The 15,996-nt window shown below is 61.9% G+C and carries 11 protein-coding genes; 5 read left to right on the top strand and 6 right to left on the bottom strand.

Annotation, left to right across the window (positions count from 1 at the left end; all coding sequences use genetic code 11):
- On the top strand, positions 1–5,352 hold a 5,352-nt coding region (locus BM110_RS11515; RefSeq protein WP_139220328.1), incomplete at its 5' end, for an NEL-type E3 ubiquitin ligase domain-containing protein.
- A gap of 23 nt (positions 5,353–5,375) precedes the next feature.
- Here BM110_RS11515 and BM110_RS11520 read toward each other — a convergent pair.
- Positions 5,376–6,302, bottom strand: coding sequence for a DnaJ C-terminal domain-containing protein (locus tag BM110_RS11520; RefSeq protein ID WP_092246658.1), 927 nt, complete (start codon positions 6,300–6,302; stop codon positions 5,376–5,378).
- A 238-nt stretch (positions 6,303–6,540) separates the two neighbouring features.
- On the opposite strand from BM110_RS11520, the gene BM110_RS11525 reads away from it, so the two are divergent.
- On the top strand, positions 6,541–7,809 hold the full coding sequence (locus BM110_RS11525; RefSeq protein WP_093513426.1) for an Hsp70 family protein: 1,269 nt from the start codon (positions 6,541–6,543) through the stop codon (positions 7,807–7,809).
- 125 nt (positions 7,810–7,934) lie between these two features.
- On the opposite strand, the gene BM110_RS11530 is transcribed toward BM110_RS11525, so the two are convergent.
- The 3 genes from BM110_RS11530 to BM110_RS11540 form a co-directional block, all read right to left on the bottom strand.
- Positions 7,935–8,948 carry an AI-2E family transporter gene (locus tag BM110_RS11530; protein ID WP_027607720.1) on the bottom strand — a complete coding sequence of 338 codons (1,014 nt, stop codon included), beginning with the start codon at positions 8,946–8,948 and terminating at the stop codon, positions 7,935–7,937.
- A gap of 207 nt (positions 8,949–9,155) precedes the next feature.
- A complete protein-coding gene (locus BM110_RS11535) occupies positions 9,156–9,455 on the bottom strand; it encodes a PsiF family protein (protein ID WP_017849707.1) in 300 nt (99 codons plus the stop codon).
- Positions 9,456–9,526: 71 nt separating this feature from the next.
- On the bottom strand, positions 9,527–10,315 hold the full coding sequence (locus BM110_RS11540) for an AraC family transcriptional regulator (RefSeq protein WP_092246685.1): 789 nt from the start codon (positions 10,313–10,315) through the stop codon (positions 9,527–9,529).
- Between the two features lie 97 nt (positions 10,316–10,412).
- On the opposite strand from BM110_RS11540, the gene BM110_RS11545 reads away from it, so the two are divergent.
- On the top strand, positions 10,413–11,282 hold the full coding sequence (locus BM110_RS11545; protein ID WP_093513427.1) for a DMT family transporter: 870 nt from the start codon (positions 10,413–10,415) through the stop codon (positions 11,280–11,282).
- Here BM110_RS11545 and BM110_RS11550 read toward each other — a convergent pair.
- Positions 11,279–12,169, bottom strand: coding sequence for an esterase/lipase family protein (locus BM110_RS11550; protein WP_093513428.1), 891 nt, complete (start codon positions 12,167–12,169; stop codon positions 11,279–11,281). The genes BM110_RS11545 and BM110_RS11550 overlap by 4 nt on opposite strands.
- Before the next feature lie 171 nt (positions 12,170–12,340).
- On the opposite strand from BM110_RS11550, the gene BM110_RS11555 reads away from it, so the two are divergent.
- Positions 12,341–12,871, top strand: a complete 531-nt coding sequence (locus BM110_RS11555) for a ferritin-like domain-containing protein (RefSeq protein WP_028615542.1) — start codon at positions 12,341–12,343, stop codon at positions 12,869–12,871.
- Positions 12,872–12,989: 118 nt separating this feature from the next.
- Here the strand turns inward: BM110_RS11555 and BM110_RS11560 are convergent, their stop codons facing one another.
- Entirely contained in the window at positions 12,990–15,059 is a 2,070-nt protein-coding gene (locus BM110_RS11560; RefSeq protein ID WP_093513429.1) for an AsmA family protein, read from the bottom strand.
- Between the two features lie 359 nt (positions 15,060–15,418).
- Between BM110_RS11560 and BM110_RS11565 the strand changes: the two genes are divergently transcribed.
- Complete coding sequence (locus tag BM110_RS11565; RefSeq protein ID WP_071491643.1) at positions 15,419–15,871, top strand: hypothetical protein; 453 nt, start codon at positions 15,419–15,421, stop codon at positions 15,869–15,871.
- Positions 15,872–15,996: the final 125 nt, after the last annotated feature.

A 15,996-nucleotide genomic window follows, 5' to 3' on the forward strand; every position in this document is an offset into this window, starting at 1 on the left:
GTGGTGCTGCTGGCCGCCATGGTGGGCGCAGGCAAAGGCCTGGCCAAACTGACGGCGGTACCGGCCGAACCGGTGGTCGAGGGGTTGCAACCCGTTACCCTGCCCAATGGAAAAACCCGCTTGTGGAAAGCCGACCTGAAACCCTATGAAACGCCGGTCAAGCTGCCACCCGATGCCAGCCCCGATTCCCAGGGACGCTATGCGGTCAACGGCAAAACCTATATCCGCCAGGACGGTAAACACTACGAAATCAGCCAAGGTACAACACCTGGCGAATGGCGCCTCCAGCACCCCAGCGATCCCGATGCGTATCAGCCTCTGCTACGGCACAACGGGCAAGGGGCCTGGCGCCATACCCTGGAACGTCCACTGGCCTGGGACCGGCTGACCCTGCTGCGCCGGCTGGGCCACGCGACCGAGCAATACTCCGACGAGCAACTGTTGAAGATCGCCGAAGTCAGCGGCGTCAACGATAACACCCTGCGCAAGGCCCACCTGGACAACCAGCCGCCGCCGCCCGAGTTGACGGATGCCATGCGCCTGTTTGAAGCCGACAGGGGCGTCGAAGACGTGATCAGCCAAGTGCAGACCGGCACGGCAGTGGATGAACGTTATCTGTATATCCTGCCGCTGATCACTGAGTTGCCCCGCTGGCCGACGGGTCGTGTGCTGGAGGTTTTTGACGGTCAGGGTCTGACGGGAAAGTCCGTGCAGTACGGTGCCGAGCGCTTGTACACCGGTGTCCGTGCCAGGACGCCCATCCGCATGAGCCGCGCCGAGGTGCTGAGCAGCGAGTTGCCGGCACGTATCCTGGCGGCCCTGGACGAGGACGAGATCACCAGCCTGCTCGGCGGTGAGGCGGCACGGGTGCGGGAGGCCAGGCCGGTGGAGCTCAGAAAACAGATCGCCGACTTTGCGCAGACCCGTCGATCAGCGATTTTCGACAGTCTCTATGAAGGCCCCAAACCCGTTGACCTGCGCATCACGCAATTGCGAAAAGCCTGTCCGGGGTTGAGCAAGCCTGCAGCGCAAGACATTCTTGCCCACGCCAGTGCCGAAGCCCTCGAGCGCCTGGAGAGCACCGGCAAAGTGCCGCTGGCCTTGCTCGAAGAAGGCCGCTGGTATGCACGACAAGGGCGCCAGGCCCGCGCCTATGCCGGACTGTACACGGATCACATAGCGACCACCGACAGCAAGCGCCTGGCCCTGCACGCATTGCAGAAACTGACTGGCTGGTCGGACGCGGTGCGCCTGGAAATCCGCGATGAACACGTGGGTGGCCGACTGATCGACGCCATCGGCAACCAGGACGCGATGCAACGCAAATTCCTGGTCAAGAAAGGTCCGGTCTACCAGGCGTTCGACGAGCATGGCGAAGCCCTCAACAGCCTGCCCAGGTATGGCGACAACTTCTACGCGTCGGTGCTGCATGCCCTGCCCGACGAAGCGCGCCAGGCGTTGGGCGTTCCCCATGTGGGCCAGCAGGCCGAGTTGCAGCACAGCATCATTCGCAGTGCGGTCGAGCACAGCCACCTGGCACCACAGTGGCTGGGCCAGGCCCGTGGCGAGGCGACGCGGTTCAAGCCACCGGTACGTATTCGCGTCAATCAGGCCGGCTACTACGCCAGCGGTCGTGGTGCCGGCATGGACCCGTCCCTGGTGACGCGTGTGCAGGATCTGTACCCCGACTTGAGCGACGAGCAGGCCAACGGCTTTATCCTCCAGCAACGCCGCGCCGGGCAAACCGACGCACAGATCTACGGGCTGCTGCAGGCGCGTGGGCGTGAATGGGAAATCCTGGAGGCAACATTGGCGCAGTGGGTGGCAACGCCGCCGCCCACTTCACCGGAAGCCATGCTGCGCAGTACCACCGCCGAAAACCTCAGGACCAGTTGGCGAAGTGCGCCACTGGCCAATGACGTGCAGACAGCCGCGCGACTTGAACTCACCAGCGACGCCCCATTGCCGCCGTTGACGGCGGATTTTTCCCATGTGCGCGTGTTGGTCACCCACGGCCAACCGCTGGAGCAATTGCCTGGCTTGTTCCCCAGCGTGGAACGCCTGCATATCTTCGTCGCCGGCCCGCGGAGCATCAATCAACTCGAGACATTGACACACTGGTCAAGACTGACGAGGTTGCGGCTCTTTTCACCGCTCTCGGCCGAAAACACCAACACCCTGGGCGAGCTCAGCCAGTTGGAGGAGCTGAGCATTGCCAGCAACAGCGTGTTTCCCCGGCTGGATGTCAGCCGCCTGACGCGGCTACGCCAGTTGGAAATATCCGGCTTCCTGGTGACCGACTGGCCGATTGGCGTGCAGGACCTGCCCCAGCTTGAGCGCCTGAACCTGCGCGGCACGAGCATCGACAGTTTTCCGGCCGAACTGCTGGAAGGCCACGACCGCTTGCTGGCTGGCCTCTCGCTGAACTGGTCGGGACTGTCGCGCGACGGTTTCAGGGCGCTCTATACCCGGCTGAGCAACCGAGCGGATCACCTGATCGACCTTGAGGAAATGGTGCGCAGTTATTGTGTCGGAGAACTGACGCGCCTGACGGCACCGGCAGGGGACTCGCAGGTGTTGATCAACGGTTTTACCGAGCGCTGGGCAGGTCATCGCGCCCGATTCGAAGCAATTGAGGCGTTGAGCGAACAGTACAGTCAAATCGACCGCCGACTGAACGAGTGGTTGCGTTCTCCGCACGAGGTTGAACACGTGAACCAACGGCGGATGGACGGTTACCTGAGGGTGCAATGGAGTCGCGGGGTGCTCAACCTCTACGCGGCGGCTGACCCGCTGCGCGTGCGGCCGAACTCATTTCTGGAGGTAGACCTACGCGGTTTAAGACCCTCGAGCTTGCCCGATCTGCCGGCCAACAGCTTCCCCCAGACCACCGCTTTGCGCCTGATGAACCTGCGTGCACCCATGGAGCAGATCAGTCATTTCATACAGGCGTTCACTCAGGTACGCACTCTCGAACTGAATTATTGCGACCTGGCCGCCGCTCCCTCCGAGCTCCAGGACTTCCCCGCGCTGGAACACCTCTCGCTGCAAGGCAACCCCCTGACAAGGCTAGAAGTCGATCACTTGCCCCGGCTCCGCACCCTGAACCTGCGAGAAACGAACCTGCAGCAGGTGCCGACCGGTATCGAGGACTTGGCGCAACTGACCTCGCTGAACCTGCGCAACACCCGCATTACGGTGTTGCCAGAGGCTATCCTGGCCAGGGACGAGTTGCTGCTCAATACCAACGTGGCCGGAACACCGTTGAGTCAGGCCTCCGAACGCGCGCTGGCCACGGCCCGACAGCGGGTCGAAACCGCCCGGGGCCTGCCCGCCGGAGCCCTGGAACGTTTTGCCTATGAAGAACCGTCCGCCAACGTTTTCCCCGAGGCCGAAAGCGGCGGCTCATTGGCCCGCCACCTGCTCGACCTGCCCGCAGTCGGACCCGACCTGCCGCTGCCGCAACGCCTGCAGCGCTTGCAACCCGCGATGAACGAACAGGCATTGCAGCAATGGCTGGCACGCCTGCGCGCAGGCGGCGCCAGTGACGCGCACTTGCACGCTCTGATCGACGTTTGGAATGAGGCCCTGCACACCCTGACACGCCAGCTCAATGGCTGGCTGTACACGCGGGGCTCCCCTGCCAGCGACGGGACCTTGGCTAGCCGCCGCAACCAGGCCGCGCAACGTATCGTCACGTGCTGGCGCCAGGGCCTGGCGGCAGACGCGGCAGGCCAGACCCTGAGTTTCAACGGCTTGCAACTGGACAACCTGCCGACGGTAATGGCGGACTTTACCCATGTGCAACATTTGGACCTGAGCGGCCTCCTGTTCGCCCAACAAGGCTCCAACGGTTTCCTCGCAGGCTTTTCCAACCTGCGCACATTGCGCCTGACCGGCAATGAGTTGCAGGGCTTGCCCAGGGCACTCGCAGAAATGCCTGAGTTGCGGGAGTTGGATCTGTCATACAACCGAATCGACGATGAGTTGGCGGTCGACCTGGATGACTGGCCACATCTGCAACGGCTGGACTTGAGCGACAACCTGATGGAGTTTTTCAGTCTCGAGCCTGGCTCGCCCCTCGAGGTGTTGAACCTGAACGGTAACCGCCTCACGGATTGGCCGGCCGGTACATTGGAAGCCGGTAATCTGCGCGCACTCGACCTGAGTTCCAATGACATCCGTTCAATCCCGACCGAAGCACTGGATGGCAGCCACGACACCTTGATGCAGGGCACCGATATCTCAGACAACCCCCTGTCCCACGACAGCCTGACGGCGCTTATCGAGTATATGGACCGCACAGGGCACAACTCGGCGCTGGGCCTGTCACGGCGGGACATCCAGACAATGTTGGACGATGGGCTCCCGTCATCACCAGAGCCCGATGAAATCTTCCCTGAACAACCCGACGAAGAGCTCCCAGCGCAACCCGCCCTACCTGAACAACCGGTGCCCTGGATAGACGACCTGCCCCTTCCTGAACAAGGCAGGCTGCGGGAGATCTGGACACAACTACAGGCTGAACCGGATCACCAGGCGTTTTTTCACTTGCTCGAACGGTTGCAGGACACCACGGAATTCGGCGCGGCTCGCGCCGACCTGTCGCAGCGGGTGCGCAACGTGCTGGAAGCAGCCGCCGATAACACCGAACTGCGCCAGGCGTTGTTCGCCATGTCCCATACCCACGGCACCTGCGTCGATGGCCGCATCCTGACTTTCAGCGGGCTGGAAGTCAGGGTCTACGAGCACAACGCGTTGCTCAACGTCGATGCGGCGCGGCTGGATCTAAGAGGTGCAGCGCTGTTGAACCTGTCCCGGCAGTTGTTCCGGCTGGGCAGAGCCGAAGTCGAGGCCGACAGGGCGCTGGTTCGACACTCGGACGTGGCGGAAGTGCGCTTGTCGTACCGCATCGGCCTGGCCAGGGGGTGGCCGGACCAGTTGGAGCTGCCTGGGCAACCCCGCTACATGCGGTTCAGCCGGCCAATCACTGGCACTGAACTGGCCAACGCGCGCCACAATATTCTCGACGCGGAACGCAGTGAGGTGTTTTACGAGGACTTGATCAGCCGGGACTACTGGGTGGACTACCTCAAGCAGCGGTATGCCGATGAGTTCGCCACCCTCAAACGCAATGCCGACGCACGGCAGAACGCCCTGGAAGATGCACACGAAGACTTTGATGACGCCTACCTCGAGGCCTTGAACCGGCTGGAAATCGAGCAGGCCACCGAACGTAACCTCAAGCTGCTGGAGCTGTCACGCCGGGAGGTGGCCGAGCTGACGCCGCACGGCGGCGATCACCAGCAACCCGGCCCCTCACGGGGTGTGACGGGGCGCCGCCCGCAATAACGGCCGCCCTGGCGTTCAGCCCCTCAGAAGTGCTCGCGGGGGTTGAACGCCGCTTTTTGCGCCAGCTCCTGCCACAAGGCCTTGACCGCCTCATCGTCCGACTTGGGCATCACGGCCTTGAGCTGCACGAACAGGTAGCCACGTTGCCCGGCCTTGTTCAGCAGGCCGTGGCCCTTGGCACGCATGCGCTGGCCGTTCTGGCTGTTGGCGGGGACCTTGAGGTTGATCTTGCCGGTCAGCGTCGGCACCGCCACTTCCGTACCCAGCGCCAATTCCCACGGCGCCAGCGGCAGGTTGATGATCAGGTTTTCGCCATCCACTTCAAACCTGGGGTGTGGCGCGAACTTGATGATCAGGTACAGGTCGCCATTGGCCCCGCCGCCAATGCCCGGCGCGCCCTGGCCCTTGAGCCGGATGCGCTCGCCGTCGGTCACGCCGGCGGGAATCTTCACGTTCAGGCTCTTGGTGGTGTTGCTGACATGCCGGCCCGAGGCGTCGTACTGCGGCACCTGGAAGCTGATCTGCTTGGATTCGGTGGACAGCGTCTCCTCGAGGAACACCGACAGCTGCATCTCCACGTCCTGGCCTTTACGCCCGGCAGGACGGCGTTGGCCGCCACCAAAGGCGTCGCCACGGGAGCCGAAGATCGAGCTGAAGAAGTCCGAGAAATCCTCGCCGCCACCACCGCCGCGGCTCTGCCAACCCGGTGGTCCCTGGAACGGTTGGCCATGCTGGCCGTATTTGCGCAGCTCGTCGTATTCGGCGCGCTTGTCGGCACTCTTGAGCGCCTCATAGGCTTCGGACGCGTCCTTGAACTTGGCTTCGGCGTCTTTTTCCTTGCTCACGTCGGGGTGATATTTGCGTGCGAGCTTGCGATAGGCCGCCTTGATTTCCTTATCGTCGGCCGTCGGCTCTACGCCCAATATCTTGTAATAGTCTTTGAAATCCATCGGCGGTTCACCATCCTTAATCGAGATCGCACAGCCCGGGGCACAACGTGCGCTGCATTGCACTTGTTGAGTGATGTGGCCTGGGGATGCGTCAAAGTGTTATCGGCACTTGCCGTATGCAGCAGATGTGGGGGCGAATACCCAACTTTCAAGCACGATTTAGCGGATAGTCGGCCTACGCATCCGCCTTCGACTGGCATACACTGCGCGGCCGTTTTTCAACCGGAACCCGATAGACATGAAAAACCCATCCCCAGCCCGTGCCTGCGGCATCGACTTTGGCACGTCCAACTCCACCGTCGGCTGGATCCGCCCCGGCGAGGAGACGCTCATCGCGCTGGAGGACGACAAGATCACGTTGCCGTCGGTGGTGTTCTTCAACTTCGAGGAGCGCCGCCCGGTGTACGGTCGCCTGGCCCTGCACGAATACCTGGAAAACTACGAAGGCCGGCTGATGCGCTCGCTCAAGAGCCTGCTGGGTTCCAAGCTGATCAAGCACGATACCAGCGTGCTCGGCACCGCAATGCCGTTCACCGACCTGCTGGCGCTGTTTATCGGCCAACTCAAGAGCCGCGCCGAAGCCAACGCCGGGCGCGAGTTCGAAGAAGTGGTGCTGGGTCGCCCGGTGTTTTTCGTCGATGACGACCCGATGGCCGACCAGGAAGCCGAGAACACCCTGGTCGACGTGGCACGCAAGATCGGCTTCAAGGACATCTCGTTCCAGTACGAGCCGATTGCGGCGGCGTTTGACTACGAGTCCACCATCGAGAAAGAAGAATTGGTGCTGATCGTCGACATCGGCGGCGGTACGTCCGACTTCTCCCTGGTGCGCCTGTCGCCGGACCGTCGCCACAACGACAACCGCCAGAGCGACATCCTCGCCACCGGCGGCGTGCACATCGGCGGTACCGACTTCGACAAACAGCTCTCGCTGAACGGCATGATGCCGCTGTTCGGCTACGGCAGCCGCATGAAAAGCGGCGCCTACATGCCCACCAGCCACCACATGAACCTGGCCACCTGGCACACCATCAACTCGGTGTACTCGCAAAAATCCCAGCTGGCCCTGGGCAGCATGCGCTACGACATCGAAGACACCGGTGGCATCGACCGCCTGTTCAAGCTGATCGAACAGCGCGCCGGGCACTGGCTGGCCATGGAAGTGGAAGAAACCAAGATCCAGCTGACCCACGACGACAGCCGCCACGTGCTGCTGGACCGGGTTGAGCCAGGGTTGAGCGTGGAGCTGAGCCGGACGCTATTTGAATCGGCCATCGACGGTTTGCTGGAGCGCGTGCGCAACAGCGTCACGCAGTTGCTCAACGATGCGTCGGTGAGCGTGGCACAGGTGGACACGGTGTTCTTTACCGGCGGTTCCAGCGGCATTCCGGCACTGCGCCACAGCATTTCGGCGATGCTGCCGAATGCGCGGCATGTGGAAGGCAATATCTTCGGCAGTATTGGCAGCGGCTTGGCGATTGAGGCCAGCAAGCGCTACGGCAGCTGAGTTTTATCTGAAACGCTGCGTCGCGCCCATCGGGGGCAAGCCCCCCTCCCACCTTTGAATGTGTTCACAGATCAAAATGTGGGATGGGGCTTGCCCCCGATGGGCCAGACCGGCTAATACAAGGCCTAAACCATCCCACCGAGCTTCAGCTCACTCTTCAAATACGCGTAGTAAATCGGCCCTGCGACCACCCCCGGCAAGCCAAACGCGGCCTCAAACACCAGCATCGCCAACAGCAACTCCCACGACTTGGCACTGATCTGCCCGCCCACGATCCGCGCGTTGAGGAAGTACTCGACCTTGTGGATCACGATCAGGTAACCCAACGCCGCCACCGCCACCCAGATCGACAGCGACAGCGCGACGATGGTGATCAGGGTGTTGGACATCAGGTTGCCGATCACCGGCAGCAGGCCGAGCAGGAAGGTCAGCACGATCAGGGTCTTGGTCAGCGGTAGGTGGATGCCACACAGCGGCAGTACCACGGCGAGGAACACGGCGGTGAAGGCGGTGTTGAGCGCGGCGATCTTGATCTGGGCGAAGACAATGTTGCGAAACGCCTGGACCAGCAAGTGCAGGCGGTCGAACAGCGCAGCGGCCAGGGGTTTGCGTTTGGTCAGGTCGGGCACGCGCTGCAGGGCGATGATCGCGCCGAGCACCATGCCGATCAGCAAGGTGACGAACATGTGGGCGGCGTCTTTGCCCACCAGTTGCAGTTCGCTGAGGTGCTTGCTCAGCCAGTCACCGATGGCCACACGGAACTCGGCAGCGCTGGCGGGCAGGTAGGCGTCGAGGAACGGCGGCAACTGGCCGCGCGCGCGGTCGACCACACCCATGAATTTATCGAGGGACGCCCCGGGGTTTTCCGCTTCGTGGAGCAGGAAGCTGATGGCGCCGGCAAAGATCAGCGCCAGCACGCTGACGATCAGGGTGCCCAGCAACGCTACCGCCAGCCAGCGCGCACGCCGACCTTCGATCAGCCGTTGCAGTTGAGGGGTGAGCATGTTGACCAGTTCATAGACCAACAGGCCGGCCAGCAGGCTGGGCAGCAATTTGAGCGGCAGCACCAGCAGCAACCCGCCAAAAATGATGATGTAGCTGGCCAGCAATAGCACGTGACGCTGAGAAAACGTTGGCATACAGCCTCAAAACGAACGGCGTTAAAGGATGGGCAGTCTGCCAGCCTTGAGGGAATCAAGCGAGTGGGTCGATTATGAATGCGATCAAGTGTGGGAGCCGGGCTTGCCCGCGATGGCCTCGCCGCGGTGTAGCAGACAGAGCAAGGCGCCTGTATCGCGGGCAAGCCCGGCTCCCACCGTTGATCTGCGGCGTTCGCGAAAGAGCGATCAGCCTTTGAGACAGGTGCTCATAAAGGTTTTACGCGCATCGCCGGTCAGCGCCTTGGTTTTCGCCGACGCATTGCAATCCTTCATCTTCTGCTGCTGCGGTGTCAGGGTCTTGGCATCATTGGCCGCCGGAGCGGACAGGCAGGTCTTCATGAACGCCTTGCGCTCGTCGCCCTTGAGCGTCTTGGTGGTGGCTTCGGCGTTGCAGGTGGTCATTTTGTTTTGCTGGGCGGTGGCGGCAAAGCCTTGGGAACACAACAGCAAGCCCATCATCAACAGCGGAATACGCAGCATCTTCATGGAGTTTTCTCCCTGTTACCGCGCCGACGGGCACGGCCTACCGAGCAGTGTAGTCAAAGCCTGTTACATCTTCACCGACTACGAATATGGGCACGCCGGTACTGCTCGGGGGTACATCCCGCCTGGCGCTGGAACATGGCTATAAACGCCGAGGCGGTGCTGTAGCCCAGGTCAAACGCCACATGTTGCACGCTGCGCTCGCTGTCGAGGGCCTCGATGGCGGCCAGGTAACGCAGGCGCTGGCGCCATTCGCCGAAGCTCATGCCCAGCTCCCGTATGAACTGACGTGCCAGGGTGCGCTCGCTCACGTGCACCTGTTCGGCCCAGTGCGCCAGCGGCCGGTTGTCGCCGGGATCGGCCTGCATGCCTTCCAGTACGCCGAGCAGCCCTGGGTGACGGGCGTAGGGCAGGAAGCACTCGTGGATCGGCGCCTGCTTGAGTTGGTCCACCAGCACCTGGGCCAGGCGGACGTCGGACTCGGTCTGCGGCATGTTCACGTCGCGCTGGGCGAAGTCACTGAGAATGGCCTTGAGGATATCGCTGATGGCCAGGGTGCACGGCTGCCGGGGCAATTGCTCGCAGAGTTCCGGGGCCAGCCCCACCGAGTGGTAGACGATTGCCTCGGCGTTATAGGAACTGTGCTCGGTATGCGGCGGCACCCACACGGCGTACTGCGGCGGTGACATGAAGCGGCTGCCGGCCACTTCCATGCGCATCACGCCACTGGCGGAGTAATCCAGCGAACCCCAGAAATGCTGGTGCGGCGTGCACTCGGTGTCGGGGGCGAAATCCGAGTAGCGGAAATACACCGGGCTCGGCAGTTGGGGGAAATCCTGGAGGCGTACGTTGTGCTTAGCCATGTTGTCTGGATACAGCGGTGGGTTGTCTGGATCGCAGTATAGGCTTCGATCCGGACAATGGATAATCCTGCCTCATCTATACACCGGGCTCCTTTCGATGCAATACGCTTATCCCTTGCTGGCCATTTTTATCTGGGCCGGCAACACCGTCGTCAACAAACTGGCCGTGGGTTCGATCTTCCCGGCGGAGATTGGCTTCTATCGCTGGCTGCTGGCGGCACTGCTGTTTACGCCACTCATGCTCAAGCCGGTGATTGCCCACTGGGCGCAGATCCGCCCGAACCTGGGCAAAGTGTTCATCCTTGGTGTGCTGGGCATGGCGGTGTACCAGAGCCTGGCGTACTACGCCGCATCGCTCACCACGGCGACCAACATGGGCATCATCCTGTCCCTGATGCCGTTGATGGCGCTGGCGGCGGCGATCATCAGCCTCGGCCAACGCCTGACCTACGGTGCGCTGACCGGTGCGGTGCTGTCATTCGCCGGCGTGGTCGTGGTGGTGTCCGCCGGCAGCCTCGGCGCACTGCTGCAACATGGGGTCAACCTGGGTGACGGCATGATGCTGGTCGCCACCCTGGCCTATGCGGTCTACAGCACCCTGCTGAAAAAATGGCAACTGCGCCTGCCCCCGCTGGTGCTGCTGTATCTGCAGGTGCTGGTGGCGGTGGTGGTGCTGTTTCCGCTGTTCCTGTTCTCGGCCAAGGCCGGCCTGGGCTGGGCCAACATTCCGCTGGTGTTGTATGCATGCCTGTTGGCTTCGATGCTGGCACCGCTGGCGTGGATGCACTCGGTGAAGACCCTGGGCCCGAGCCGCACCACGTTGTTTTTCAACCTGCTGCCGTTGATCACCGCGCTGATCGCCGCCGTGGTGTTGAAAGAAGAACTGGCGCCGTACCACCTGGTGGGCGGCCTGCTGACCTTGGGCGGGGTGATCTTGTCGGAGCGCTGGACCACCCCAGTGCGTTAAACCCCGGCCGCCTTCAAGCGCCGGGCATGCTCGACAAACAGCCGGATCGGCTCCGCGCCCTTGCCCACCAGGCCCAGGGACTGGTTGACGATATCGAAGTGATCCAGTGCGTAGTCATCACCGATCACCAACCCCAGGTGTGAGCTATAGCGCCCGACCATGCCGTCGCACTGGCCCTTTTCCCGCACGAAGCTGCGGGCGAACAAACGGCAGCTGCGATTCGTGCCGTCAAACAGGTTGCGACCACGGTCGGTGATACCCGGCTGCAAGGTGCCGGACCACGAGTAATAGCGCACGCCGTTGACCTCTTCAGCACCCTGCCCGCCCCAGGTCCGCGGCAACCCCTGCGGGTATTGCTGGTTGAACAACGCCACGCCGGCACTGGTCAGGGAGTGATGGGACGCCTGCAGGTCCGCTTTGAAGCGTGGCCCGCGATAGCCGGTTTCCAGCACGCCCATCACCCAGGCGGCCAGGTGAAACAGCGCGCTCATGATTCGGCCCTTCACGCCGTCAGCGGGGTAATGCAGGTGGATATGGTCCGCCAGCTCCGAGCCATGATTGGGGCCTGCCACGGAGGTCACCGAGGCGACCCACTCAGGGCGCTTGGCCGCCGCATACCGCGCAGTGAGCGAGCCCTGGCTGTGGCCGATCAGGTTGACCTTGTCGGCACCGGTTTCGCGGCGAATGCGTTCGATCTGCAGCAACAGTTGCTCGCCACGCACCTCGCTGGAATCCAGCGGCGCCACCTGCACGGGAAACACCTGCGCCCCGCCCGCCCGCAATGCCGGGACGATGCCGTACCAGTACGGGAACCAGCCCAGGCGCACGAAACCGAGCATGCCGGGTACCAACACCAGGGGGTAACGCGTGGCCAACGACTGCGGCATGAACCGGGCATCCTCTCAATCCGATCCATCCAGCCTAGCCCAGCCTCAAGTCGGGCTTGTGACGTTGCCGGTAAATCCAATAAAACTTTTTGCTCCTCCCAGGACTCACAACTTGGAGCGATCACGCCGGCAGAGCGTGGCGCAAAACCGGATTAGCCCCAGGAGATAGAGATGACCGAAGCAAACTTGACTGACGTTGCGACCCTGCGCAGCCGCGCCCGCCAGAACGTCGAAAACGGTGCCGTGACCGAGGGCTATGACGCCGACCGCGAAGAAATCATCCGCCTGCTCAACGCGTCGCTGGCCACCGAGCTGGTTTGCGTGTTGCGCTACAAGCGTCATTACTTCATGGCCAGCGGCATCAAGGCCGCCGTCGCTGCACAAGAGTTCCTCGAACACGCCACCCAGGAAGCCGAACACGCCGACAAACTCGCCGAACGCATCGTGCAGTTGGGCGGCGAGCCGGAGTTCAACCCGGACCTGCTGTCGAAGAACTCCCATGCGCAATATGTAGCGGGCAATAACCTCAAGGAAATGGTCTACGAAGACCTGGTCGCCGAACGGATTGCCGTGGACAGCTACCGCGAAATCATCCAGTACATCGGTGATAAGGACCCAACCACCCGCCGCCTGTTCGAAGAGATCCTCGCGCAGGAAGAAGAGCATGCCGACGACATGGCGGATATTCTCGAAAGCCTGTAACCCAGCAGAACGCAATACCCATGTGGGAGGGGGCTTGCCCCCGATAGCGGTGGATCAGTCAATTGAGATATCGACTGATATGCCGCCATCGGGGGCAAGCCCCCTCCCACATTTGCAGTTAGCCTTTCACGGTTTTTGGCGCCTTGCCTTCTTTCATCTGTTGCAGCAGCGGCGCGCACTCGTTCGGTTCCCCGCCACTGGGGGCAACCAGCGCCAGCAACCCGGCAGCCGGTCCGGCGATGACCCCAAGCGCCACCATGCCTGCGCCACGCAGTGCCAACGGAATGGCCTTCACACCCGCATTCGGCTTGATGAACGGCCCGTTCACATACAGCGGTGAACGCAGGGAGAACAGGCGGAAGCCTTTCGATTCCGGCGTAATGGTGAGATCCAATTGCTCCGTGGCCATGTTCGCCGTGCCATCGATGTAGACGATAGCGTTCTCGGTATCGAACACGAACAGACGTGTGGTCGCCAGGCCGGTCTTGATGCCGAAGTCCGCCGCTGCGCAGTTGATCTTCACTTCTTTATCGCCGAACAGGCGGCCGACCACGTAGTTACCCACGTTGAGCCCGGCGATTTCCATCAGGCCACGGCTGATCGCGCCGTCGTTGATGAGCATCTTCAGGTCACCGTTGGAGGTGCCCAGCAGTGCCGCCACCGAGTTGCCGCGCCCGGAAATATCGGCATCGCCATTGAGTTCACCGAAGCTGGTCTTCATCGGTTCGAAGGTCGGGAACAGTTGTTTGAGCTTGAAGTTGCGCGCAGTGAGTTTGGCGCGGCCTTCCATCGGCGTGGTGCGGCCATTCAGGCGAATCTGCGCATCCAGCTTGCCGCCGGCCACGCCAAAACGCAGGGGTTCCAGGCTCAGTTCGCCGTCAGTGAGTACCAGGTGGGTATAGAGGTCGGTGAACGGCAGATCGGCACTGTGCACGATGCGCTTGCCGGTGAATTCCACATCGGCATCCATCACGCGCCAGCGCTCGGTGCGGAATTCTTCCACCGGCAACACTTTGGTCGCCGGTTGCTTGCTGTCGCCACCACGGGCTTTTTGCTTGGCGTTGGAGTCGGCGCCGATCAGGGGCGCGAGGTCGGTCATCAGCAGTTGGTTGGACACCAGCGTGCCACTGAGCTTGGGCCGTGGCTGGCTGGCGATGTAGGCGAGGCTGCCGTGGATGTCGCTGTTGCCGATCTTGCCGTTGAAGTTTTCATAGCTGAACGAGGCACCGGTGGGCTCGTGCAGCTTGGCGATCAGGTGGCCATCGGTGGAATAGGCCGGTGAATCCGGCAGGGTCACGCCGGTCAGCGGATACAGGTTGCCCAGGCTGGAACCGGCGAGTTTCAGGCGCAGGTCGAGGGCGCCCAGATTCAGTGGGTCGGTAAGGGTGCCGGCCAGTGCGATGCTGGTGTCGGCAATCTTGACCTGGGCTTGTAGCGGGAACGGCTTGGCCGCGTCCTGCAAGGCCAGCAGGCCGCCGATCTTGCCGCTGCCGTCGAGTTTCTGGCCGTGGTACTGGCCTTTGACCTTGAGGCCGAATGCATAGTCCTGAGGGGCCGAGCCTTTTTCCAGGGCTTTCTTGGCATCCGCGTCGCCGACGATTTCGCCGAATGGAATGGGTTTGCCCAACGGATCGATGATCACATCCAGTTGAGTCTTGAGGGTCTGGTCGTCAAGGGTCACGTGGCCTTTGTCGAAGCCGATGGCGCCGATATCCACCACCCAGTTGGAGGGCTCGGCGTTGGGGTCCTTGGGGTCGAACGTGAAGGTCCAGTTGGCGCGACCGTCGGCCAGGCGCTGCAATTGCGCGCTGGGCTCAGTGAGGTCGATGCGCGGGATCACTACACGCTGCACCAGCAACGCCAGGGGCGAAATGCGCAGTTCCACCTTCTTGAGGGTGACCATCTGCGGGTTTTTCGACCAGTCGGGGTTGCCCAGGGTCAGGTCTTCGGCAATCACATGGGGCCACGGCACCCAGGCGCGCCAGCCGCCTTCATCGGGTTCGCGCGCCCACACCACCGCCAGGTTGCCATTGATAGCAAACGGTCGATGCAATTCTTCGGAGACCTTGGCATTGAGGGGGGGCTTGATGCGGTTCCAATCAAAGAACACCAGGACCAATACCACTATGGCGATTAACAGAACGAAGCTGGCGCAGCTCCAAGCGGCGATTTTACGCGTGCGCGTCATTGCACAGGACTCCTGAATACGACTGGCCGGATGACAGCCTTTAAGGACAGCTTATAGGACTACGACTGGCAAACCGCAGCGGGGTTTAACCCAATCGCCGATTTGCCAGGAAAAAGCTCATTTCCTGACCGACTCGACAGATTCCACCTGCGCCACCGCACCATTGTTACCCATGCGCGTGTCGAAAATACCCACACCGGTGCAAAACCGCGTGCTTGAGAGGCCCGTCCTAGAGCCTCTGACCAGAACAATCAATTCTGTTGATTATTACCATTGTGTTTATGAACTTTTATATCGACTTATCGAGAGTAGCATTAGCCCTGTACCCACTTTATCGCCCTCCCAAGGAGCAACCCATCATGAAACGCCAAGTACTCGCTACCGTCCTGTTATCCATCCTGGCTTCCAGTGCCTTTGCCCTGCCAGCCGCCGAACAGGCCACCCCACAAGTCAAAGCCGACGCCGCTCATTTCAGCCAGACCGTCGCTCGCAGCGGTTCGCAAGAAGAAGAGAACCGTGACTACGCCAAAGGCGCCGTTGCTGAGAATGGCTCTGAACAAGCCAACAAACGCGCCTACACCGAAGGCCTGACCGAAAACGGTCGCAACCGCCTGGAACAGAAAGGTCTGGTTGAAGGTGGCGCCGATCGCCTGCTGGAACGCAATGCTGTTGCCGAAGGTGGCCGTGATCGCCTTGAACAGAAAGGCCTGGTTGAAGGTGGTGCTGAACAAGCCAATGAACGTGCCTACACCCAGGGTATTGCCGAAGGCGGTGCTGACCGTCTGCAAGAACTGCATCAAGCACAGAGCTAACCCCGTGGTGGCCGAAAAAAAAGCCCGATCTGTCGATCGGGCTTTTGCTTTCCTGTAGATCGCGTCACGCCCTTCCCCTGCCAAGTTCGACGCCAACAGAACTGTTTTGCTAGAGTGCGTCGCTG

This window comes from Pseudomonas sp. NFPP28 (assembly GCF_900115535.1).
GTDB classification, from domain to species: Bacteria; Pseudomonadota; Gammaproteobacteria; order Pseudomonadales; family Pseudomonadaceae; genus Aquipseudomonas; species Aquipseudomonas extremorientalis.

Excerpts from the sequence above, each read along its gene's own strand:
- BM110_RS11520 (WP_092246658.1), bottom strand. The coding sequence starts at position 6,302 with ATGGATTTCAAAGACTATTACAAGATATTGGGCGTAGAGCCGACGGCC.
- BM110_RS11525 (WP_093513426.1), top strand. The coding sequence starts at position 6,541 with ATGAAAAACCCATCCCCAGCCCGTGCCTGCGGCATCGACTTTGGCACG.
- BM110_RS11530 (WP_027607720.1), bottom strand. The coding sequence starts at position 8,948 with ATGCCAACGTTTTCTCAGCGTCACGTGCTATTGCTGGCCAGCTACATC.
- BM110_RS11535 (WP_017849707.1), bottom strand. The coding sequence starts at position 9,455 with ATGAAGATGCTGCGTATTCCGCTGTTGATGATGGGCTTGCTGTTGTGT.
- BM110_RS11540 (WP_092246685.1), bottom strand. The coding sequence starts at position 10,315 with ATGGCTAAGCACAACGTACGCCTCCAGGATTTCCCCCAACTGCCGAGC.
- BM110_RS11545 (WP_093513427.1), top strand. The coding sequence starts at position 10,413 with ATGCAATACGCTTATCCCTTGCTGGCCATTTTTATCTGGGCCGGCAAC.
- BM110_RS11550 (WP_093513428.1), bottom strand. The coding sequence starts at position 12,169 with ATGCCGCAGTCGTTGGCCACGCGTTACCCCCTGGTGTTGGTACCCGGC.
- BM110_RS11555 (WP_028615542.1), top strand. The coding sequence starts at position 12,341 with ATGACCGAAGCAAACTTGACTGACGTTGCGACCCTGCGCAGCCGCGCC.
- BM110_RS11560 (WP_093513429.1), bottom strand. The coding sequence starts at position 15,059 with ATGACGCGCACGCGTAAAATCGCCGCTTGGAGCTGCGCCAGCTTCGTT.
- BM110_RS11565 (WP_071491643.1), top strand. The coding sequence starts at position 15,419 with ATGAAACGCCAAGTACTCGCTACCGTCCTGTTATCCATCCTGGCTTCC.